This is a genomic window from Nocardioides dubius (assembly GCF_039528155.1).
Classification (GTDB): Bacteria; Actinomycetota; Actinomycetes; order Propionibacteriales; family Nocardioidaceae; genus Nocardioides; species Nocardioides dubius.
In genome coordinates this window covers 171,717-192,054 of the sequence record NZ_BAAALG010000011.1, presented here as the reverse complement: position 1 = coordinate 192,054, position 20,338 = coordinate 171,717, and the positions used below count along the sequence as shown (strand labels likewise).

The following is a 20,338-nucleotide window of genomic DNA, read 5'->3' as shown; positions in this document are numbered from 1 at the left end:
ATCTGGGAGGCCGCCATGGTCCGGATGACTCCGCGCACGGTCGTGCTCCACGGCCACGAGCTCTCCTACCTCGACAGCGGCGCCGGGCCCGCGGTCCTGTTCATCCACGGCATCCTCGGCTCGCAGCGGCAATGGCGCTATCTCGTCGACGAGATGGACGACGAGAACCGGGTGCTGGCCCCCGATCTCTTCGGCCACGGCGACTCCGCCAAGCCGATGGGCGACTACTCGCTCAGCGCCCACGCCGCCACCATGCGCGACCTGCTCGACCACCTCGGCATCGAGCGGGTCACCCTGGTCGGGCACTCGCTCGGCGGCGGCATCGCGATGCAGTTCTACTACCTCTTCCCCGAGCGGGTGGAGCGTCTGGTGCTGATCGCCACCGGTGGACTCGGCCGGGAGGTGAGCGTGGCGCTGCGCTCCGCCACCCTGCCCGGGGCCGAGCAGGTGCTGAGCGTCGTCGCCTCGGCACCGATCCTCGGTCCGGTGGAGATGCTGGGCAACGCGGCCGCCAAGCTGGGCTGGCGTCCCGGCCCCGACCTCAGCGCGGTCTGGCGCGGCTTCACCGCGCTCAAGGAGCGCGAGAGCCGCCGCGCCTTCCTGGCCACCACCCGCGCGGTCATCGACCTCGGCGGCCAGACGATCAGCGCCCACGACCGGCTGGGGGACGGGTTGCCGATCCCGGTCCTCATCGTGTGGGGCACCGCGGACCGGATCATCCCGGTCTCCCATGCCCACAACGCGAAGCGGGCGATCCCGGAGTGTCAGGTGGAGATCTTCGAGGGCGCCGGACACTTCCCGCACCTGGAGGACCCGGACCGCTTCGCCGCGCTGCTGCACGAGTTCATCGCGGTCGGCGTCGCCTGATCCTCAACGGCGCAACGCGTCGTCCAGGGCGGGGCCGAGCTCCGGCCACGCGAACGTGAAGCCCGCATCCACCAGCTTCTCCGGATGCACCCAGCGGCTCTTGAGGATCAGCTCGGTCTCGTTGCGCAGCACGAGCATGCCGGGCTCCAGCATCCACCGCCAGGCAGGGAGCCCGATCGGACGGCGCACCGCGCGGCGCAGCTCGGCCATCAAGGTGCGGTTGTCGCTGGTAGTCATGGTGGCCAGGTTCACCGGCCCGTCGATCTCCTCGTGCTCGGCGATGAACCGCACCGCCGCCACCACGTCGTCGATGTGGATCCAGGAGAACTTCTGTCGTCCCTTCGAGCGATGCATGGGCACCGGTCCACCGGTGGGCTGATCGCCGATGCCGCGGTACCGGCGATGCTGGAACCAGGGCCCGTCGTACTGCGTCCCGCCGAGACCGAGCCGGGTGGCGCGGGCCAGCATGTCGGAGGCCGGCCCGCCGAGCACGATCGCCATCCGCAGCGCCACCCGTCGGGTTCCGGGGAGCTCGCCGGCGAACAGCTCACGCTCCCAGTTCGAGGCGACGTCGACGGAGAAGCCGCTGCCCAGCTCGCCGTCGGACTCGGTCTGCGGCCGGTCCAGGGCATAGCGATAGATGGTGGCGGTGCTCGCGTTCATCCACAGTGACGGCGGGGCCTGGGCGGCCGCGATCGCCTCGCGGAGCTGCCGGGTCGTCTCCACCCGCGAGCGCAGGATCTCGTCCCGGTTGGCGTCGATGTAGCGGCACCCGACGCTCTTGCCGGCCAGGTTGATCACCAGCTCGGCGCCGTCGATCAGCCGAGCCAGCCCTGCCGGATCGTCCCAACGCCCGTCCGGGCCGGAACGGCCCACCCGGGCGACCGCGTAGCCACGCTCCGTCAGATCCGCGACGAGGCGATGTCCGATGAATCCATTCCAACCGGCCACCACGGCCACCGGGCGTGTGCTCATGACCGCAACCTAGCCCCCGGATACGGGGGAGAGAGGAGGAACACGGTCGATGCGGGCCACCTCACGCCTCGACGGTGACCTCCGCCACGACGTCGCCCGTGCCGAACCGTACCGCCGGCCAGTAGCCGTCAGGGAAGTGCTGGCCGCAGCTGTCGTCCAGGTGGAGCACCACCTCGCCGCCGGCCAGCACCTCGACCGTCTGCAGGACGAGGTCACCCTCCGCCTCGTCGAGCTCGGCGGAAGTGGGCGCCTGCTCGCTGAATCGGGTGACGACGGCGTCGGTGGCCCGGCGGTGCCAGCCGTCACGGTCGGCGAAGAAGGCCTCCAGACGCGGGAGCAGGGCGGCGGCAGCCACCGGGTCGGTGGTGCGCACCATCAGCTCGGGCTCTCCGGGCAGGCTGAAGTAGTCGTCCACCAGCACCTCACCGTCGGTGAGGGTGAACGTGCCACGGGTGAGCTCGCCCCAGGCCGACGCGACGATGCCGTTGCTGGTCATGGGATCAGCCTAGGTCCGGCTGGGCCGAGAAGTGCCCGGGTGCGACCTCCAGGCCCACGGCGGACAGCGTGTCAGCCGTTGAACTGGGCCGGGTCCGGGCCGATGCGCTCGCCCTTGTCGAGTGCGTCGATCGCGTTCAGCTGCTCCCCGCTGAGCTCGAAGCCGAAGACATCGAGGTTCTCGGCGATCCGCGACGGCGTCACCGACTTCGGGATGACGATCCGGCCCTGCTGGAGGTGCCAGCGGAGCACGACCTGGGCCGGCGTGGCTCCGTGAGCCTGGGCGATCGCGACGATGGCAGGGTCGGTCAGGGCTGCTCCCTGACCCAACGGGCTCCACGCCTCGGTGGCGATGGCGTGAGCGGCGTTGGCGGAGACCAGCTCGTGGCTCTGCAGGGCCGGGTGCAGCTCGATCTGGTTCACGGTCGGCAGGGTGCCGCCGAGTTCAGCGATCCGGTCCAGGTGCTCCGGCAGGAAGTTGGAGACGCCCGCCGAGCGGGTCAGACCGAGCGCGCGGACCTCTTCCATGCCCTCCCACGCCCGCAGATAGTCATCGGTGGCCGGCGCGGGCCAATGGATCAGGTAGAGGTCGACGGCGTCCAGGCGGAGCCGTTCCAGGCTCGCCTCGAGTGCCGGGCGGACGGCGTCACGTGCCAGGTCGGTCAGCCACAGCTTGGTCGTGACGAAGAGCTCGTCACGCGCCAGCCCTGACTCGGCGATGGCGCGGCCGACACCCGCCTCGTTGCCATAGATGGTGGCGGTGTCGATGCTGCGGTAACCGGATTCGAGTGCCGTGGCCACGGCGGCCTGCGCGCCGTCGTCAGGTACCTGGAAGACGCCGAAGCCGAGCTGCGGCATGGGCGTGCCGTCGTGGAGCGCGATCGTCGGGATGCTGGTCATGGAGTTCTCCTTGTTCTGCTGGGATCGTCGAGGAGCGATGGCTGTTCAGAGGTGGGTGCCGACGAGTGCCTCAGGCGACCTCGTCGGTTGCCGGCGATGCGAGAACTCGCCGCCGGGCGCGTAGGCGGCGACCAGCAGGACGGCGAGGCCGGCAAGGGTCACGCCGGCGCCGACCCACAGGGGCGAGGTGTAGCCCAGGCCGGCGGCCAGTGCGAGACCGGATGCCCAGGCGCCGAACGCGTTGCCGAGGTTGAAGGCTGCGATGTTCGCACCCGAGGCCAGGGTCGGTGCCTGCGTGGCGAAGTTCATGATCCGCATCTGCAGGCCGGGCACGGTGGCGAACCCGAAGCCACCCATCAGGGCGAGTGCCGCGATGGTGGCGATCTGGCTGGTGGCGGTCGCTGCGAAGACGATGAGGACCACGATCAACATGCAGAGGATGACGATCAGCGAGAGCCCGAGGTTCCGGTCCGCGGCCCGGCCGCCGGCAAGGTTGCCGACGAAGAGACCGCCTCCCAGGACCACGAGCAACCACGGTACCGCCGCCGGGGAGAAGCCGGAGACCTCGGTGAGGGTGTAGGCGATGTAGGTGAAGGCACCGAACATGCCGCCGAAGCCGAGGACGGTGACTGTCATCGACAACCAGATCTGGGTGGAGCGGAACAGCGTGAACTCCCGTCGGATCGAGCCGGGGGCTGCTGGGGTGTGGGGGACCAGGGTGGCGATCGCGGCGAAGGAGATCACCCCGACGACCGTGATCATCCAGAAGGTGGCACGCCATCCGGCCGCCTGTCCGATGAAGGTGCCGATCGGGACGCCGGCCACGTTGGCGATCGTGAGTCCGGCGAACATGATGGAGATCGCACCAGCGCGGCGTCCGGGTTGCACGAGGTCGGCGGCGACGACGGCACCGATCCCGAAGAAGGCGCCGTGGCAGAGGGCGGCCACGACCCTGCCGGTCAGGGCAAGGGAGTAGGTGGGGGCTAGGGCGGTGATCAGGTTGCCGATGATGAAGAGGACGAGCAGCCCGAGAAGTGCGCGCCGCCGTTCCAACCGACTCAGTGCGACGGTGAGGAGGATGCCGCCCACCGCGACGGAGAGGGCGTAGCCGGAGATGAGGTAGCCGGCCGTGGTGTCGGTGACTCCGAAGTCGGCGGCGACATCAGGGAGCAGGCCCATGATCACGAACTCGGTGAGTCCGATGCCGAAGCCGCCTAGGGCGAGGGCGTAGAGGGCGACAGGCATGACGCGAGGGTCCTTCCGGCGAGCCGATCAACTCTGCTGCTTGAGCAATAATTGCAAGTGCAGTAGTTGCAGACGCAACGGAAAGATAGTTGCACGCGCTTGTTATCGGCGCAAGTCGGGTAGGATGGTTGCCATCCGCGCAGGAGCAGCGGGCTGAGAGAAGGGCGAGCAGATGGGCGTCTCCGACGACGCGATCGAGGTGCGCGCGCAAGGCTGGCGCACGATGGTCGCTCTGCACGGCCTGATCGAGACCCGGTTGGAGCGCGCACTGCAAGGTGCGCACGGACTGTCGGTGGTCGAGTTCACCGTCCTCGACGCATTGAGCCGCCAGGACGGCTGGCACATGCGCATGCAGCAGTTGGCGCGTGCCGCAGCGCTCTCATCGAGCGCGACCACGCGGTTGGTCACCCGGCTCGAAGATCGTCACCTGCTCACCCGCATCCTCTGCGCGGACGATCGCCGGGGCATCTACACAGAGCTGACCCAGGCCGGCGTCGACCTGTTGAACCGAGCTCGACCCACCCATGACAGCACCTTGGAAGCCGCGCTCGCCGAGGCCGAGGCAGTGCCGGAGCTGGCCGCGCTCGCGGCGGCGTTGCACGACTCCGTCGTGCCGGTGACGGCCGCCGCCGACTGAGAGCCGCTTCGGTCATTCCCCAGGTCCGCAAGGCGTCGACGACGCAGGTGTCGCCGCGCCCGCGGCGTCGCGCAGACCGGGCACGGCGAGCAGGCAGCGGGCGCGAGCCAGATCGGGTGGCGCGACGATCAGGCCGTCCCGCCAGACGTGCACGCTCTCCGCGCCCCACGGTGCCGGCACCCGTGCCCTCTCGGCGTGGTCGTCGGCCGCGAGCACCACGATCTCCTGGGGCACCACCGGATAGGCGCTGGTCGCGCCCACCAGCAGGCCGGCGTCCTGGCTCAACAGCCGCACGAACCCCGCCCTGGCCAGGGCAGGCGTGAGGGTCGGGGAGCCGAGCGGGCCACGCCGTCGACGTCGCACCACCTCGAGGGTGTCCAGCGACACCAGGCTCTCGGTGGCACGCTCACGGTGCCCGACGGCGACCAGGCCGTCGTCGTCGAGGCGGAGGTCGTCGTTGTGGCGCCCGATGCCGGCGGTCAGCTTGCGGGTCACCGCGAGCACGTCGAGGTCCACCTCGAAGAGTCCGTATTCGCTGAGCAGCAGCACCTGATCGCCGTCCACCCGCACGGCACCGCGCAGCATGCCGCGGACCCCCTTGAGCACCCGCCACCGTCCGGTGGCCAGCTCCAGCACCCCGATCCGTGCGGTGGCGCGACCCTCGCACCAGGAGGTGAGCAGCAGGCCGCCGTCCAGCAGACGGGTGCTGGTGTGGAAGCCCTCGGGGGAGGCCGCCGGCACCGGGACGCTGATCTCCAGCACGCGTTGCTGGCCGGGCTCCGTCATGGCCTCACCCTAGTGGTGCCGGATCGCTACCATCCTTCCCGTGACGACTGACGCGGGCAGGATCAGCTTCCGAACGGTCTATGGCGGGCCGGACGCAGGGGTGGCATACGCCGCAGACGTAGCCCTGCTCAAGCGGCAGCTGCGGGAGCTCGCCTTCGCCTACGACGTCGATCTCCTGCTGCACCTCGGAGGTGAGATCTCCTCCGCCGAGGGGGCGAGCGGACTGTACGCGCCCCGGGTGTCGGTGGCGAAGCGCACGGTGACCGCCCAGATCCGGGTGCGACAGCAGGATCTGGCGGACGCCGCAGAGCCGGGCGCGACGCTGCGCCGGATCATCAGCGATGCGTTGCTGGAGCTGGTCGGACGCGTTGCCGGCAAGGACAAGAGCGTCGACGCCTCCGCGGAGTCGGCGAAGCTGGAGACTGTCCTCGGAGACGACGCGTGAGCGACGACGGCCCGCGCGGCTTCACGCCCGCGCTCCCGGATCGGGCAGAGGGCGGTCGTCTCGGCGGAGCGCCGCCGCGAGCGATCGAGGACCATCCGTTGCTGGAGACGCACCGCTACCTCCTCACGCTTCCCGCGGGTTGCGCCGAGTGGGCAGCGGATGTGGAGGTCTCTGTGCTCCTGCGCAACGGGTTCTCCATCGCCGACGACGACGTGACCTATCCCGAGATGGCGATGCGAGCGCTCGTCCATCCCTCCTCGCCCCGCGGTGACCGATCCGATCTCGGCTGGCCCGGCCTGCGGTCGGCGGCGCTGAGCGAGCTCGACGGCGCCGACGAGACGCCCGCGCTGGTGCGGACCGGTGCGCAGCCGGTGTTGATCCAGAACGAGCCCGGCTACGCGGCTGCGGTCCTGGCCGACGGCCACCGGTTCCTCTTCCAGATCGACGAGGACGGGTGGCCCGTCGACGGCCCGCTGGAGGACGTGATCGAGGAGTACCTGTGGGGCTACGGCTCGGTCTACTTCTACGGGACACCGGGCACTGACGGCCAGGTGCGAGACGTCCACGCCGGGTTCCTGGACTTCTGATGACCGAAGCGGAATCGCTTGGAGCGGTGACGGAGTTCCTCAGCGGGCTGCGCCGACGCGGGTGGCGAATGGAGCCTGCCCGAGCAGAGGCGCCTGAGCTGCTGTCCGCGGCGCACGAGGTGGCGATTCCGGAGGGCTGGCGGGCCGTACTGGAGCGCTTCTCGCTGCTCGTCGACGAGCACGAGAGCCGGTGGTTCCTCTCCGCCGCGGACTATGCCGGCACCTCCGACAGCGCCTTCGCCTGGAACGCGTTCGAGCAGCTGAGCCTCGAGGCCGCCGTCGATGACGCAGATCGCCGACGCAGCACGGACTTCTGGCGCGAGTTCCTGCCGATCGCCCTCGGCGTCGCGGGCAGCTATGAGTACCTCGCGATCAGCAGGGTGAGCGGCGTCGTCGTCCACGGTGCCGAGCCCGAGTTCGAAGAGGTCACCCTGCTCGCCGACGACCTGCCGGAGTTCCTCGCCGGTGTCGCCGACGGCAGCTTGGGCGCTGACTTCTTCGGCAAGTCCTAACCGACGATCTCCCAGCGAACCGGCGGCAGGTTGCCCGAGGCCAGGTCCGCCAGCGCGACGTCCACCTGCGAGCGGCTCAGCACGTAGTGGGCGGGGTAGTCGATCGCCTGCTCGCCGACCGTCAGCTCGACGAACTCGTCAGGATCCGCAACAACGGTCGCGTTGGCGACCTGGCCGCCACGGGTGGCCGTCACCACGTAGCCGTCCGGTCCGCCGCCTACCATCGTCTGCCAGCCCGCGAGATCGGCGGCGGCGAGGGTCTGCTGGAGGCCGTCCAGCGCGTCGATGGCTGCACTGAGCGGGTCGTTCGTCATCTGGTCGCTCCGATCGTGGCCTGCTCGAGGCCCTCGATGCGCTGCTGCACCGCCGCCAGGCCGAGGTCGCCGCACCCGACCAGGGTCAGGCGCTGCAACGCATCGAGATCGTTGAGCACCTCGATGTTCGCGATCCTCTTGCAGTACTGGAGATCGAGGCGCCGCAGAGCGGGAAGCGTGCGCAGTGCGGCGATGTCGGTGAGGTTGCGCAGGTTCTTCAACCGCAGCTCCTCCAGGTGCCGCAGACGCTCGATCCCGTCGAGGCCGGTGAGCTTGGTGCCGGAGATCAGGCCGAGCCGCCGCAGGGGGCGCTGCGCCAGCAGCGGGAAGAGCTCGTCACCCTCCACCGGGACGTTGAGCAAGGTGAGGTCGGTGAGCTCCAGCTCCATCGCCTGCCGGACGATCCGCAGCGGCCGGTCCGGCTGGATCGAGAGCGCGGTCAGCGCTGGGAAGGAGGCGTTGTCGAAGCGGAAGCGGCCTGCCACCGACAGCGTCCGCAGGCTCGGCATCACCACGTCCGGCCAGGCGAGCACCTTCAGGTAGTCCTGGTGCAGGTGCAGCTCCTCCAAGCCGGCGGGCAGATCGCCTTGTGCTGCTTGGCTGATCACCGACGCCGTGGTGCTGCTCCCGCTTATGGTCAGGGAGCGCAACGACGTCATCGCCGCGAGGATCGGCGGCAGCTGTTGGAGGGGGTCGTCGGGCGGCGCCCAGAGCTGCACGGAGGTGATCCGGGCCAGCGCGTCCGTGGACGCCGGACGGTCCAGGAGCAGCAGATCGCGATCCGAGCCGGGGAACTGCTCGGCATGGCTGCTGTGCAGGAGGACGGTGTCGGACGCCATGGCGGTGAGAGTAGCGAACCGCCGGCCGAGCGGATGCCGAACCCGGACGGAAGGGCCCGGGGCGTTGCACGGCATACTCGCCTGTCGTGCCACGACCGATCACCATTCTTGTTGAGGGCGAGTCCGACAGGGCCGCCGTTGAGACCCTCGCACCGCGCTTCGGCGTGGACCTCGAGGCTGAGCAGATCACCGTCCACGTGATCAACGGCGCCGGCAACTTTCGCGCCGCGATCGCCGAGAGCGTCGCGCAGGGCCACCGCGTCGGCGGGCTCTACGACGAAGGCGAAGAGCGCTACGTCGCCGGTGCGCTCAACCGTCAGATGGGGGAGGACCTGACCAGGCAGGGCTTCTTCGCCTGTCGTCGGGACCTTGAGGAGGAGCTGATCCGGGCCACAGGGGTTGCCGGGGTGACCGCGATTCTCGAGGCCAAGAACGACCTCAAGGGCTTCCGTCAGTTCCAGGCGCAGGAGGCGCACAGCAGCGAACAGGCTGACGAGCAGCTTCGGCGCTACGTCTCCGCCAACGGCGCCCGCAAGCGTGAGTACGCTGCGCGGATGGCTGAAGAGGTTCCCTTCGAGGACGTTCCCGAGCCGATGACCGGGCTAATCAACTGGATCTGGGCCGCGGGCTGACCCGAGCCATCAGGGCTGGACGGCGCGCTCGTCGCTCTCGTGCCCCGGTTCGAGGTGGTCGGCGTCGGAGAGGCGCAGCGGTGTGAAGGCACCGCTCGACTCCGCCGACACCACCCGACAGGTGATGCAGACGTGGTCGCTGCCGTCGTCCAGCAAGGCGATCCGCTCCAGGGCGACCCGGTTCGGCAGTGCCGCGAGCAACGGCACCCCGGACGCCGACGGCTCGACCTCCAGTCCGTCGAACTTGTCGCCGTCCTCACCGGTGCGGGTGCCGAACCGCTCCGCCAGCTCGAGGTCGTCGGCGGTCAGGTAGTGGACCGCGAGGTGGGTGGCGCGCAGCGCGACCCGGTAGGTGTGGTTGGCCTTGGAGAGCCAGACGCAGTAGCGCTGCTCGGTGATGCCGGCCTGGGAGTGGAAGCCGATCAGGCACCCCGCCCGCTGGCCCTCGGCTGCGGTGGTGACGATCGCCAGCGGCGAGTCGAGCGAGGCCATCAGGGAGTCGAAGACGTCGTCATCCACGGGCGGGCTCCTGGGCTCGGATCGCCCCGGCGGGGCGAAGGTGCTCGCTCAGTACCCGAGCGGTGGCCCTTCCATCCCTGTCACGCCCCGGGTTCCACGGGCTCGTTCGCAGCGACGCTGAGGGCACGGCTGATCTCGAGCTGGCGCACCAGGAACGCCTTCTCGTCGAGCTTCTTGCGACGCATCCAGGTGGTCAGCTCGCTGTTGCACTTCGAGGCGTTGCAGGAGCGGCAGGCGGGAACGACGTTGGTCACCGTGTAGCGGCCGCCGCGGGAGATCGGCAGCATCGTGTCCTTCTGCAGGGCCGGCTCCTCGGCACCGCAGTACGCACAGCCGGCCCAGGCCTCCATCAGGTCGAGCCACTGCTGGTCGGTCAGGTCGTTGTCGGCGGCCGCCACCCGGCGCCGACGGCGTCGGGCGATGGTGGCCTTGCGGCTGCGGGGCGGCATGGGAGAACCCTAGGCTCTGGCTGCCGGGCGATCAGGGACGAGGCCGAGCGGCCGCGTTTCGTGGCGCCGGGGGCGCGAGGCGTCGACCGCACGTGTCCTGCGGCCGACACCTCGTCCTGGCGCTCAGGTGGAGATCGAGTCGACCAGGCGGTGGCAGATCGCCCGCATCCGCTCCACGGTCATCCCGTGCGAGGAGAGCAGCACCTGCACCGACAGGCCGTCGATCAGGCCCATCAGGCTGTCCGCGACCAGGGCGCTGTCCTCCGAGACCAGCTCGCCACGCTCCTGGCCACGGGCGACGACCGCCTCGATCATCGAGGCCCACCGGCTGTAGGCGCGGTCGTTGACCTCCGCCAGTGCCTCGTCCTGCAAGGCTGCCGCCCACAGCTCGATCCAGACGTTCCACGCCTCGATCGTCTCCGCGCCGACCGGAAGGTAGGACTCGACGATCGCGTGCAGCGTCTCGGCCGCGTGGGCGTCCTTGTCGTCGAAGATGACCGCACGCCGATCCAACGACCGGGTGAAGTTGTCCTCGAAGGCGGCCCGGATCAACTCGAACTTCGTCTCGAAGTAGTAGTGCACGATGCCGGGGGAGACCCCCGCTCCCTTGGCGACATCCGAGACCCGCAACCCGAGAACGCCCTTGGCCGCGATCTGTGCGCAGGCCGATCGCATGATCTCCTCACGCCGCTGCGCTTCAACACTTGGCCGAGCCATTGCTCTCCTCCTCAGTGACGACGAACGGTACCAAGACGCGTTGCCTGGTTCAGGAACTTGCCAACTCTGCGGGCAGGCGACGCGAGATGATCTGCTCCGCCTCGGCGACGATCTCGTCGATGACCTCCTGGCAGGTGGCCACGCGATCGATGAGTCCCTGCGCCTGGCTGGCCCACCACATGCCGCCGTTCACGTCGCCGCCCGCGAGCACCTCCTGTCGGGCGCGGGCGCCCGAGGCGAGGTGGGCGACGTCGGCGAAGGTCGCCCCCGGCTGCGCGCCCAGCTTGGCGATCTGCTCGGAGACCTCGTTGCGTGCGACGCGCGCGGTGTTGCGGAACTCCCGGAAGACCAGGGTGGTGTCGCGCTCGTCGTTGGCGACGATCTGGTCCTTCACGTTCTGGTGGATCGGCGCCTCGGCCGTGGCCTCGAACCGGGTGCCCATGTTGATGGCGCAGGCACCGAGTGCCAGGGCTGCCACCAGGCCGCTTCCGGTGGCGAAGCCACCCGAGGCGATGATCGGGATGTCGAGCGCCTTGGCCGCCGCCGGGATCAGCACCAGGCCCGGGATGTCGTCGTCACCGGGGTGGCCGGCGCACTCGAACCCGTCGATGCTGACGGCGTCGACGCCGAGACTCTGCGCCTTGAGCGCGTGACGGACCGCGACGGCCTTGTGGATCACCTTGACCCCGGCCTCCTTGAACGCCGGCAGGTGCGGTGCCGGGTTGCTGCCGGCGGTCTCCACGATCTTCACGCCGGAGGCGATGATGACGTCGCGGTACTCCTCGTACGGCACCGGCTCGATCGTGGGCAGGATGGTCAGGTTCACCCCGAACGGCTTGTCGGTGAGCTCCTGGCAGCGCTTGATCTCGGCGGCGAGCGCCTCGGGCGTGGGCTGGGTGAGCGCGCTCAGGAAGCCGAGCGCACCGGCGTTCGCCACCGCGCTGATCAGGTCGGCGGTGCCGACGGCGGCCATCCCGCCACAGACGATCGGGTGCTCGATGCCGAACGTCTCGGTGAACTGGTTGCGGAAGGTCATGTCACTCCTTGGTGTTGAGGGGAAGAGGGTGGGGGTCGGGGGTCTGCTCGGCGCCGACCGCGGCCGGGAGCCGTCGTGGACGGCGCGGGTCGAGCAGCACCAGAGCCGCCGCGGCGAGCACTAGCGCGGCACCGATCAGGGTGCGGGCGTCGAGGACCTCGTGCCAGAAGGCGACCGCGAAGACGGCGGCCCAGACCGGCTCGGTGACCATCACCACCGATGCCTGGGCGACGCCCATCCGCGGCTGAGCCCAGGCCTGGACGAACATCGCCAGGGCGCCGGCAGCCAGGGCCAGGTAGAGCATCGGGATCCAGTCGGCGCCGTGCGGGATCTCGATGCCCCCGGGCACGGTGGGCAGCGCGGTGAGCACGGAGATCGTCGCCATCTGCATGACGGTCACCACGTGGGCCTCGCCGGTGCGGACCAGCCGCCCCGTGGTGAGGATGTGCACGGCGTAGAGCACCGAGGACAACAGGGTGAGCGTCTCCCCGGTGCCGAACGACCAGCCCCGCAGCGACATCACCATCACCCCGGTCGCCGCGACGACGACGGCGACCTGGGTCTGGCGCGACACCGGCAGCCGGAAGACCAGGGCCGCGAGCAGGGGCGTGACGACGACGTACATCGAGACGAGGAACGCCGAGACGGTGGCCGCTGCCGTGGTCAGGCCGGCGAACTGCAGCCATTGGGCGACGCCGTAGATCAGGCCGAGCTGGATGCCGAGCAGCGCCTGGCGCCGGGTGATGCGTCGGACCGCCCGGGGATTGACCAGGGCGAGGACGAGGGCTGCCAGCGCGAACCTGACCGCGAGGTAGTCGCTGACCGGGATCCGGGTCAGCAGATCCTTCGAGATGGGGAAGGTCGAACCCCACACGGCGGCCACCAGCAGCAGCGCGAGCGGCGCTGCCACCGGAGAGCGGAGGTTGCTCGGCACGAGGCTCCTTGCAGTACAGGGGCGGGCCCGCAGCGATGCGCGGGCCCGCCGGGTCGTCAGATCTGGCGGGAGATGATCAGCCGCATGATGTCGGAGGTGCCCTCCTCGATCTCCTCGAGCTTCACGTCGCGCATCCACTGCTCGACCGGGTACTCACGCGAGTAGCCCCAGCCGCCCAGGGTCTGCACGGCCGCGTGGGTCACGTACATGGCGGTCTCCGAGGCCTGCAGCTTCGCCATCGCGGCGATCTTGGTGGCGGGCTCGCCGGCGTCCAGCGTGCGCGCGGCGTGCAACGTCATCAGCCACGACGACTGGATGCGGGTGGCCATGTCGGCGAGGCGGAAGGCGACGGCCTGGTGCTCGATGATCGGCTTGCCGAACTGGGTGCGGTTGCGGGCGTAGTCCAGTGCGTACTCGTAGGCCGCGCGCGCTGCGCCGGTCGCCGCAGCGGCGAGCACCACGCGCGAGATGTCGAAGGTCTCCATCAGGCCGTAGAAGCCCTGACCCTCGTCGCCGAGGCGGTCCTTCTCCGGCACGAAGACGTCGTCGAAGAAGATCTCGCGGCACACGATGGCGCGCTGGCCCATCTTCTTCATCGGCTCACCGAAGGTCATCCCCTCGGCGCCCTTGCGCAGCAGGAAGGCGGTGACCCCGCCGGAGCGCTGGGTGGGGTCGGTCTTGGCGAAGACGACGTACTGGTCGGCCAGGCCGGCGTTGGAGATCCACACCTTCTGTCCGTTGAGCGCGTAGCCGCCGTCCACCTTGGTCGCGGTGGTGACGATCGAGGCGGCGTCCGAGCCCGATCCGGGCTCCGTGGTGGCCAGCGCGGTGAAGAGCGGGTCCGCTCCGGTGAGGGGGCGCAGCCACTCCTCCTTCTGCTCCTCGGTGCCAAGCGCCAGGAGCGGGTCGGAGAAGAATCCGTTGGAGCACACGAAGTTGCCGATGCCCGGGTCGCCCCAGCACAGCTGCTCCTGGACCAGGCACTGGGTGAAGATGTCGCCCAGGCCACCGCCGCCGTACTGCTCGGGCAGCATGAAGTCGGTGATGCCGACCTTGGCCGCGGACTTGAAGATGTCGACGGGAGAGACCACGTCGGCCTCGTCCACCTCCCGGCCACGCGGCCGGATCTCGTTCTCGGCGAACTGCCGACACAGGTCGACGATGGCACGCTGCTCGTCGGTCAGGGGCCAGGGCTCAACGGCATTGATCGCCATGTTCTTACTCCTCATTGCTTGTGCTGTGTGACGTGGGTGGGGCGTCGAAGGGGACGCGACGCGCAGGTGACGGCGTCACCGGTGCGGGGGAGGGGGAGGTGTGGGAGAGGGACCCGTCAGCGCTGCACCGCCGTCCACTCGAGGTACTCCTCGAGGCCGACGCGGCCCAGCTCGCGGCCGAGGCCGGAGTCCTTCCAGCCCCCGAACGGGGCCTCGGGGTTGAACGCGGCACCGTTGAGGTCGACCTGACCGGTCTCCAGCCGGCGCGCGATGCTGAGCGCCCGCTCCTCGGCTCCGGACCAGACCGCGCCGGCCAGCCCGTAGCGGGTGCCGTTGGCGATCCGGATCGCCTCGTCCTCGTCGGCATAGGGATGCACCACCAGCACCGGTCCGAAGATCTCCTCCTGGCTGGCCGGGTCCTGCGGAGCGAGGTCGGCGAGCACCGTCGGAGCCAGGTAGTGGCCGGTGCGGAGCCCGTCGGGAGCGCCGCCCCCGGTGACCAGCCGGGCACCGCGTGCCACCGCAGCGGCCACCATGGCGCTGACCTGCTCCCACTGACCGCGGCTGACCAGCGGGCCGACCTGGGTGCGTTCGTCGGTCGGATCGCCGACCACCAGGTCTGCGGCGTGCTTCCCGGCGATCTCCACGGCTTCGTCGTAGCGCTCGGCCGGCACCAGCAGCCGGGTCCAGGCACTGCAGGTCTGGCCGGCGTTCAACATCGCCGACTCCACGGTGGCGCGCACCGCCGTGTCGAGGTCGGCGTCGGCGCAGACCAGGCTGGCCGACTTCCCACCGAGCTCCAGGCAGACCTTCGCCAGCCTCCCGGCGGCTGCGGCTCCCACCGCGCGGCCGACCTTCGTCGAACCGGTGAAGGAGACCAGGTCGACACCGTCATGGTCTGCCAGCGCGGCACCGATCTCGGCACCGATGCCCGGCAGCAGGTTGAAGACGCCTGCGGGCAGGCCTGCCTCCTCGACGGCTTCTGCGAAGAGGTAGGCCGACAACGGGGTCAGCTCGGCCGGCTTCAGCACGACCGTGCAGCCTGCCGCCAACGCCGGAGCGACCTTGGCCGTCAGCTGGTAGAACGGGTAGTTCCACGGAGTGATGCAGGCGGCGACGCCGACCGGGCGCTGGAACAGGAGGGAGTTCCCGACCTCGCTCTCGAACCGGTGGGCACGCAGATTCCGGATCGCGGAGACGACCAGCTCGATGCCGAGGTCGACGTGCCATGCGGTGGCGTCGGCGACGGGCGTGCCGACCTCGGCCACGGTCACGTCGATCAGCTCGCGACGTCGTCCGCGCAAGGCGTCGACGAGGCGGTCGAGTGCCGTGGCGCGCTGCTCCGGCGGCAGGGATCCCCAAGCAGGCAGGGCGTCCCGTGCTGCCGCGACAGCCAGATCGACCTGGGCGACGGAGGCGCGACCCGAGGTTCCGACCACCTGCATGGTGGCCGGGTTCTCGACCTCGATGGTCTCGGTCGTCGGCAGCCAACGGCCGCCGATCAACACGGTCTCGTACCTCATCACGCCTCCCCGGTGGCGCGGCTGCGCTCACGGACGTGGATCAACGTCGGACGGTCGGCGTGGAACGCCTTGTCGACCGCGGCGGCGACCTCGGCGGCACTCTGCGCCCGGACCCCGAGGCACCCCAACGACTGCGCCAACATCACGAAGTCCGGGCTGCCCAGGGCCACTGCATGGATCGGCTCGTCCCGGTCGTCCATCTCGTTGCGGATCTCGCCGTAGCCGCCGTTGTCCACCACCACGATGGGCAGCGCCAGCCGGAGCTCGGCGGGGGTGGCCAGCTCGGCCACCGAGAACATCAGGCCGCCGTCGCCGTGCAGGACGACGACTGCCGTCTCCGGGTTGGCGACCTTGGCGCCGATCCCCGCCGGAAGCCCGTAGCCCAACGTGCCTGCCCCGGTCGGGTAGAGAAAGGAGTGGGGCCGGTCGAGCGGCAGATTGGAGAGCGCGCCGTAGTAGGCGGCCATCGCGTTGTCGGCGGCGATGATCGCGTCCCGGGGCACCACATCGGCGAGGGCGTCGACGAGCTCGATCCAGGCAGCGCCCTCCTCCCTGGCCTGCGCCCGGTGCGCGGCACGCGCCGTCGCCACCAGGGCGGACGGTTCCTTGCGCTGCACACGATCGGCCAGTGCCGCGAGCGCGGCGGCCGCGTCGGCGACCAGGGCGACGTCCGGCACCACGTTGGTGCTGATCGCGGTGGCGTCGACGTCGATCCGGACCACCTTGCCGGCCAACTCGGGAAGCCCGCCCCACCAGTCGGAGGGCGCGAACTCGGTGCCGAGGGCCAGCACCACGTCTACGGCCTCACAGAGCTCGCGGGCGGCAGCGTGCTGCAGTCCGGCCCCGACGAAGAGCGGGTGGCCGGTAGGCAGCGCGCCCTTGCCGTTGGCGGTGGTCAGCACCCCCGCCCCCAACAGTTCGGCGACGGCGGCCAGTTCGGCCGCGGCGGCGAAGGTCCCGCCACCAGCCACGATGGCGACCGTCTCGGCTGCGTCGAGACGGGAGACTGCGCGGTCGAGGGCTGCCTGATCCGGGTGCAGGGTTCCGGGCCGGGCAGGAAGAACCGGGGCGACCTCGGCCACCTCGTCGAGCAGGTCGAGCGGGATCTCGAGGTGAACCGGGCGGGGGCGTCCCGTCGTCATCACCGCGAACGCCTGCTGCACCGCCAACGGGATCTCGGCGACCGAGGTGACCCGCAGGCTGGTGCCTAGCACCGCTGCCATCGCGGCGCTCTGGTCGACGATCTCGTGCAACAGGCCGTTGCCGTGTGCCGGGTGCTGCAGCGGCATGCCGGGGGAGATGAAGAGGACCGGCACGGAGTCGGAGTAGGCCTGGGCCGCAGCGGCTGCGGCGTTGAGGATCGCGGGCCCGGTCGTGGTCAGCGCGACGCCGACCCGGCCGGTGCTGCGGGCGTAGCCGTCGGCGGCGTAGCCGGCACCCTGCTCGTGGCGGGGCAGCACATGCGTGACGTCGTGCTCCGCCAGGGCCGAGTAGACCGCGAGGTTGTGGGTGCCGGGGATGCCGAAGACCGTGTCGACGCCGTGGCCGACCAGTGCGTCGACCAGCGCCTGGCCACCGGTACGGGCGGCCATCACGCGCCGCCGTCCGCGAGCGGGAGCACCAGGGCGTCGACGGCGAGCGCGCCGCCCGGGGCGACCCGCACCGGGTTGATCTCCAGGTCGCTGATGGCGGGGCTCCCGGCGACGATCTGGGAGACCGAGACGACCATGTCCACCAGGGCATCGGTGTCCACGGCCGGCGCGCCGCGCCAGCCGTCCAGCAGGGCCTTGGCACGCAGCCGCGCGACCATCGCGGTGGCCGTCTCCCGGTCCACCGGTGCCAGCTCCAGATGGACGTCACGCCACAGCTCGGCCTGCACGCCGCCGAGGCCGACCGTCACGGTGGGGCCGAAGTCGCGGTCGACGCGCCCACCGATCAGCATCTCGACGACGCCGTCACGGGTGTCCTGCTCCTCGAGGACGTAGTCGCCGGGGCCGAGGCGACCCACCATGTCGTCGTAGGCGGCCTCGGCCTCTGCCAGCGACCTGACCCCGATCCGGATGCCGCCGTGCTCGCTCTTGTGCTCCAGCCAGCCGGCCTTGAGCACCAGCGGGGTGCGCAACGCCGCGAGGGCCTCGGCCAGGTCGGTGCGCTCGTTGATGAGGCGCGCCTCGGGCAGGCGGACGCCGAGGTCGAGCAGCTGGTGCCGGGCCTGCCAATAGCCGGGGACACGAGGCATCGGCGCGGCGTCGGCGACGGCGAGGTCACGACCTGGTGCCTGGGCCAGCTCCGCGGCCCGTGCCAGCGCACCGAGCGCGAGCTCGACCCCCTCGTAGGCAGGGATGTGGTGCTCCCACATCCGGTCGACGGCCGGCGAGGAGTCGCTCATGCTGTGCACGACCAGCGGCACGTGGCTGGCCTCGGACAGCTTGCCGAGACGGTCCACGACCGCCAGCTCGTCGTCCGCGATGGAGGGGGTGTCCTCGCCGTAGCAGCCCAGGTAGCCGGTCAGCAGGACCGCATCCACCTCGCCCGAGCCGGCCAGCAGCTCGGTGATCGCCGCGTAGACCTCGAGGTCCGCCTCTCCGGCTCCGGCCAGGTCCACCGGGTTGGCCAGGGCCGCTCCGGTGGGCAGCAGCCGGGCGAGCTGCGCCTGCAGCTCGTCGGAGAAGACCGGCGTGACCAGACCGAGCGAGGCGGCGACGTCCGCGGCGATCCCGCCCTGGCCGCCGCTGTCGCTGACCACCGCGATCCGCCGGCCCTGGGGCAGGTCGGCGGCGTCGAGGTAGCGCGCGGTGGCGACCAGGTCGGACGGTGTGGCGACCCGCAGCGCCCCGGCCGCGCGGCAGGCGGCGTCCACCACGTCGAGAGTGGAGGTCATCGAGCCGGTGTGCGACTGCGCCAGGCGCTTGCTGCCCTCGCTGGCACCGGTGGTGAGCAGCAGGGTCGGCTTGCCGGCGGCGCGCAGTGCCCGCAGTGCACGCACCAGGCGGGCACCGTCGGCGAAGCTCTCCAGGTAGACCGCGACCGCATTGGTCTGCGGGTCGTCGACGAGCCCTTCGAGCAGGTCGGCGGCGTTGAGGTCGAGTTGGTTGCCCACCGAGTAGAACCGGGAGACGCCCAGGCCCTGACGCGCCCCGAGGTTGGCGATCTCCGAGCCGAGCTGACCGCTCTGGGAGACGATCGCCAGGCGTCCCGGGGTGAAGTGTCCCCAGGCGAGCTGCAGGTCGGTGGACGCGTCGTACATGCCGAGGCTGTTCGGGCCGAGCATCCGGGCACCGTGCTGGGTGAGCAGGGCGGCGAGCTCGTCCTGGTCGTCGACGCCGGCCGTGATCGCCAGGAAGGCGCGGGTGCCGCGCTCCAGGGCCTCGGCGACGACGGTGCGCACGTGGCCGGCAGGCACGCAGAGCACCAGCAGGTCGGGGGTGCCCGGCAGCTCGCTCACCGAGCGATAGGTGGGCTCGCCCAACAGCTCGGAGCCGCTGCGGTTGACCAGCCAGACGTCGCGTCGCTCCTTGCCCTTGAGGGCGCCGACCGCGAGCCAGTGGCCCCACTTGGCCTGGTCGGCACTGGCGCCGACGACCGCGACCGAGGCGGGATCGATGAATGCTTCAGGCAAGGACACGGGAGTCCTCCACGTTCCAGGAGAGGGTGACCTTGGCGCCGGCGGCGATGCCGTCGTCGCCGCGGGGGACAGGGGTGCGGGCGACCAGCACGTCGCCGCCGAGGGTCCGGGCGTGCACGCTGCGGTCGCTGCCGAGGTAGACGCAGTCCTCGACGATCGCCTCGACGCTGTTGTGCCCGCTCGGCGTGTGCAGGCCGATCGGCTGCACGCTCAGGCGTTCGGGGCGCACCATCAGCGCGGTCCCCCCGGCGGGGCTGTCCGCGGGCACGACGTGCTCGGCATTGTTGGCCGGGTCGTGGAAGCGTCCGTGCTGGAGCGCGCCGTTGAAGATGTTGGAGACGCCGATGAACTCGGCCGCGTAGCGGCACGACGGGGTCTCGTAGAGCTCGGTCGGCGTGCCGAGCTGGACGATCCGGCCGGACTCGAGGAGTGCGATCCGGTCGGACATCGTCAACGCCTCCTCCTGATCATGGGTGACGAAGACGAAGGTGATGCCCATCTCCTTGTGCAGGCGACGGATCTCCAGCTGCAGCTGCTCGCGCAGCATCTTGTCGAGCGCACCGAGCGGCTCGTCCATCAGCAGCACGCGCGGCTTGAAGACGACGGCGCGGGCGAGTGCCACCCGCTGCTGCTGACCGCCGGAGAGCTGGCTCGGGCGGCGCTTGCCGAGGTGGCCCATCTCCACCATCTGGAGCGCCTCGTCGACGAGCGCGGGGATCTCCTTGCGGGGGAACCCGTTGCGGCGCAGGCCGTAGGCGACGTTCTCGAAGACGGTCATGTGCGGGAAGAGCGCGTAGTGCTGGAACACCATGCCGAGGCCGCGCTTGTGTGCGGGCACGGTGGTGAGGTCGCGGCCGTCGACCTTGACGTGACCGCCGTCGGCCTTGATGAACCCGGCGATGATGTTGAGCAGGGTCGACTTGCCGGAGCCGCTGGCACCGAGCAGCGTGATGAACTCGCCGGCGCGGATGTCGAGGGAGATGTCGTCGAGGATCGTCGCCGGCCCGTAGACCTTGCGGACCTGCTCGACGTTGATCGAGGCGCCGGGCTGCGTGGCCCGGGGCGTCGCGGAAGCGATGTTGGTCAT

The 20,338-nt window shown here is 70.5% G+C and carries 23 protein-coding genes; 6 read left to right on the top strand and 17 right to left on the bottom strand.

Annotated features, from left to right (window positions below; genetic code table 11):
• The first annotated feature begins 15 nt into the window (after positions 1-15).
• A complete protein-coding gene (locus ABD151_RS13990; protein WP_343995377.1) occupies positions 16-867 on the top strand; it encodes an alpha/beta fold hydrolase in 852 nt (283 codons plus the stop codon).
• Positions 868-870: 3 nt separating this feature from the next.
• On the opposite strand, the gene ABD151_RS13985 is transcribed toward ABD151_RS13990, so the two are convergent.
• From ABD151_RS13985 to ABD151_RS13970, 4 genes are all read right to left on the bottom strand, one after another.
• Positions 871-1,842: an epimerase gene (locus ABD151_RS13985; protein ID WP_343995376.1), complete on the bottom strand. Its 972-nt coding sequence runs from the start codon at positions 1,840-1,842 to the stop codon at positions 871-873.
• Positions 1,843-1,903: 61 nt separating this feature from the next.
• Entirely contained in the window at positions 1,904-2,338 is a 435-nt protein-coding gene (locus ABD151_RS13980; RefSeq protein ID WP_343995375.1) for a hypothetical protein, read from the bottom strand.
• A gap of 71 nt (positions 2,339-2,409) precedes the next feature.
• On the bottom strand, positions 2,410-3,237 hold the full coding sequence (locus tag ABD151_RS13975; protein WP_343995374.1) for an aldo/keto reductase: 828 nt from the start codon (positions 3,235-3,237) through the stop codon (positions 2,410-2,412).
• A 45-nt stretch (positions 3,238-3,282) separates the two neighbouring features.
• The gene (locus ABD151_RS13970) at positions 3,283-4,482 is read right to left on the bottom strand and encodes an MFS transporter (protein WP_343995372.1); all 1,200 of its coding nucleotides are present in this window, start codon (positions 4,480-4,482) and stop codon (positions 3,283-3,285) included.
• Positions 4,483-4,654: 172 nt separating this feature from the next.
• Between ABD151_RS13970 and ABD151_RS13965 the strand changes: the two genes are divergently transcribed.
• On the top strand, positions 4,655-5,119 hold the full coding sequence (locus ABD151_RS13965; protein ID WP_343995371.1) for a MarR family winged helix-turn-helix transcriptional regulator: 465 nt from the start codon (positions 4,655-4,657) through the stop codon (positions 5,117-5,119).
• A 12-nt stretch (positions 5,120-5,131) separates the two neighbouring features.
• On the opposite strand, the gene ABD151_RS13960 is transcribed toward ABD151_RS13965, so the two are convergent.
• Complete coding sequence (locus ABD151_RS13960; protein WP_343995370.1) at positions 5,132-5,905, bottom strand: hypothetical protein; 774 nt, start codon at positions 5,903-5,905, stop codon at positions 5,132-5,134.
• 40 nt (positions 5,906-5,945) lie between these two features.
• Here ABD151_RS13960 and ABD151_RS13955 point away from each other — a divergent pair, with 40 nt between their 5' ends.
• Genes ABD151_RS13955 through ABD151_RS13945 form a run of 3 tightly spaced genes read left to right on the top strand, consistent with a single transcriptional unit; the run spans position 5,946 to position 7,449 of the window.
• The gene (locus ABD151_RS13955; RefSeq protein WP_343995368.1) at positions 5,946-6,350 is read left to right on the top strand and encodes a hypothetical protein; all 405 of its coding nucleotides are present in this window, start codon (positions 5,946-5,948) and stop codon (positions 6,348-6,350) included.
• A complete protein-coding gene (locus tag ABD151_RS13950; protein ID WP_343995366.1) occupies positions 6,347-6,937 on the top strand; it encodes a hypothetical protein in 591 nt (196 codons plus the stop codon). The genes ABD151_RS13955 and ABD151_RS13950 overlap by 4 nt, the downstream gene beginning before the upstream one ends.
• Positions 6,938-6,963: 26 nt before the next feature.
• Positions 6,964-7,449: a hypothetical protein gene (locus tag ABD151_RS13945; protein WP_343995365.1), complete on the top strand. Its 486-nt coding sequence runs from the start codon at positions 6,964-6,966 to the stop codon at positions 7,447-7,449.
• Here the strand turns inward: ABD151_RS13945 and ABD151_RS13940 are convergent.
• Both ABD151_RS13940 and ABD151_RS13935 read right to left on the bottom strand, forming a co-directional pair.
• Positions 7,446-7,763 carry a hypothetical protein gene (locus ABD151_RS13940; RefSeq protein ID WP_343995364.1) on the bottom strand — a complete coding sequence of 106 codons (318 nt, stop codon included), beginning with the start codon at positions 7,761-7,763 and terminating at the stop codon, positions 7,446-7,448. The two genes, ABD151_RS13945 and ABD151_RS13940, sit on opposite strands and share 4 nt — an antisense overlap.
• Positions 7,760-8,602 (bottom strand): leucine-rich repeat domain-containing protein, encoded by an 843-nt coding sequence (locus tag ABD151_RS13935; RefSeq protein WP_343995362.1) that lies wholly within the window; start codon positions 8,600-8,602, stop codon positions 7,760-7,762. Before ABD151_RS13935 ends, ABD151_RS13940 begins: the two co-directional genes overlap by 4 nt.
• A gap of 86 nt (positions 8,603-8,688) precedes the next feature.
• Between ABD151_RS13935 and ABD151_RS13930 the strand changes: the two genes are divergently transcribed.
• A complete protein-coding gene (locus ABD151_RS13930; protein ID WP_343995360.1) occupies positions 8,689-9,234 on the top strand; it encodes a TOPRIM nucleotidyl transferase/hydrolase domain-containing protein in 546 nt (181 codons plus the stop codon).
• Positions 9,235-9,243: 9 nt separating this feature from the next.
• Here ABD151_RS13930 and ABD151_RS13925 read toward each other — a convergent pair whose 3' ends face one another.
• The 10 genes from ABD151_RS13925 to ABD151_RS13880 form a co-directional block, all read right to left on the bottom strand.
• Complete coding sequence (locus ABD151_RS13925) at positions 9,244-9,753, bottom strand: flavin reductase family protein (protein ID WP_343995358.1); 510 nt, start codon at positions 9,751-9,753, stop codon at positions 9,244-9,246.
• 80 nt (positions 9,754-9,833) lie between these two features.
• On the bottom strand, positions 9,834-10,202 hold the full coding sequence (locus tag ABD151_RS13920; protein WP_343995357.1) for an HNH endonuclease: 369 nt from the start codon (positions 10,200-10,202) through the stop codon (positions 9,834-9,836).
• Positions 10,203-10,325: 123 nt separating this feature from the next.
• Positions 10,326-10,877 carry a TetR/AcrR family transcriptional regulator gene (locus ABD151_RS13915; RefSeq protein ID WP_343995355.1) on the bottom strand — a complete coding sequence of 184 codons (552 nt, stop codon included), beginning with the start codon at positions 10,875-10,877 and terminating at the stop codon, positions 10,326-10,328.
• A 91-nt stretch (positions 10,878-10,968) separates the two neighbouring features.
• Positions 10,969-11,955, bottom strand: a complete 987-nt coding sequence (locus ABD151_RS13910) for an NAD(P)H-dependent flavin oxidoreductase (protein ID WP_343995353.1) — start codon at positions 11,953-11,955, stop codon at positions 10,969-10,971.
• A 1-nt stretch (position 11,956) separates the two neighbouring features.
• Positions 11,957-12,889 carry a DMT family transporter gene (locus tag ABD151_RS13905; protein WP_343995351.1) on the bottom strand — a complete coding sequence of 311 codons (933 nt, stop codon included), beginning with the start codon at positions 12,887-12,889 and terminating at the stop codon, positions 11,957-11,959.
• Positions 12,890-12,945: 56 nt separating this feature from the next.
• Positions 12,946-14,103, bottom strand: coding sequence for an acyl-CoA dehydrogenase family protein (locus ABD151_RS13900; protein ID WP_343995349.1), 1,158 nt, complete (start codon positions 14,101-14,103; stop codon positions 12,946-12,948).
• Positions 14,104-14,219: 116 nt separating this feature from the next.
• Positions 14,220-15,626 carry an aldehyde dehydrogenase family protein gene (locus tag ABD151_RS13895; protein ID WP_343995347.1) on the bottom strand — a complete coding sequence of 469 codons (1,407 nt, stop codon included), beginning with the start codon at positions 15,624-15,626 and terminating at the stop codon, positions 14,220-14,222.
• Positions 15,626-17,218 carry a thiamine pyrophosphate-binding protein gene (locus tag ABD151_RS13890; protein ID WP_343995345.1) on the bottom strand — a complete coding sequence of 531 codons (1,593 nt, stop codon included), beginning with the start codon at positions 17,216-17,218 and terminating at the stop codon, positions 15,626-15,628. Before ABD151_RS13890 ends, ABD151_RS13895 begins: the two co-directional genes overlap by 1 nt.
• Positions 17,218-19,251: an acetate--CoA ligase family protein gene (locus ABD151_RS13885; protein ID WP_343995343.1), complete on the bottom strand. Its 2,034-nt coding sequence runs from the start codon at positions 19,249-19,251 to the stop codon at positions 17,218-17,220. The genes ABD151_RS13890 and ABD151_RS13885 overlap by 1 nt, the downstream gene beginning before the upstream one ends.
• Positions 19,238-20,338 carry an ABC transporter ATP-binding protein gene (locus ABD151_RS13880; RefSeq protein WP_343995341.1) on the bottom strand — a complete coding sequence of 367 codons (1,101 nt, stop codon included), beginning with the start codon at positions 20,336-20,338 and terminating at the stop codon, positions 19,238-19,240. The genes ABD151_RS13885 and ABD151_RS13880 overlap by 14 nt, the downstream gene beginning before the upstream one ends.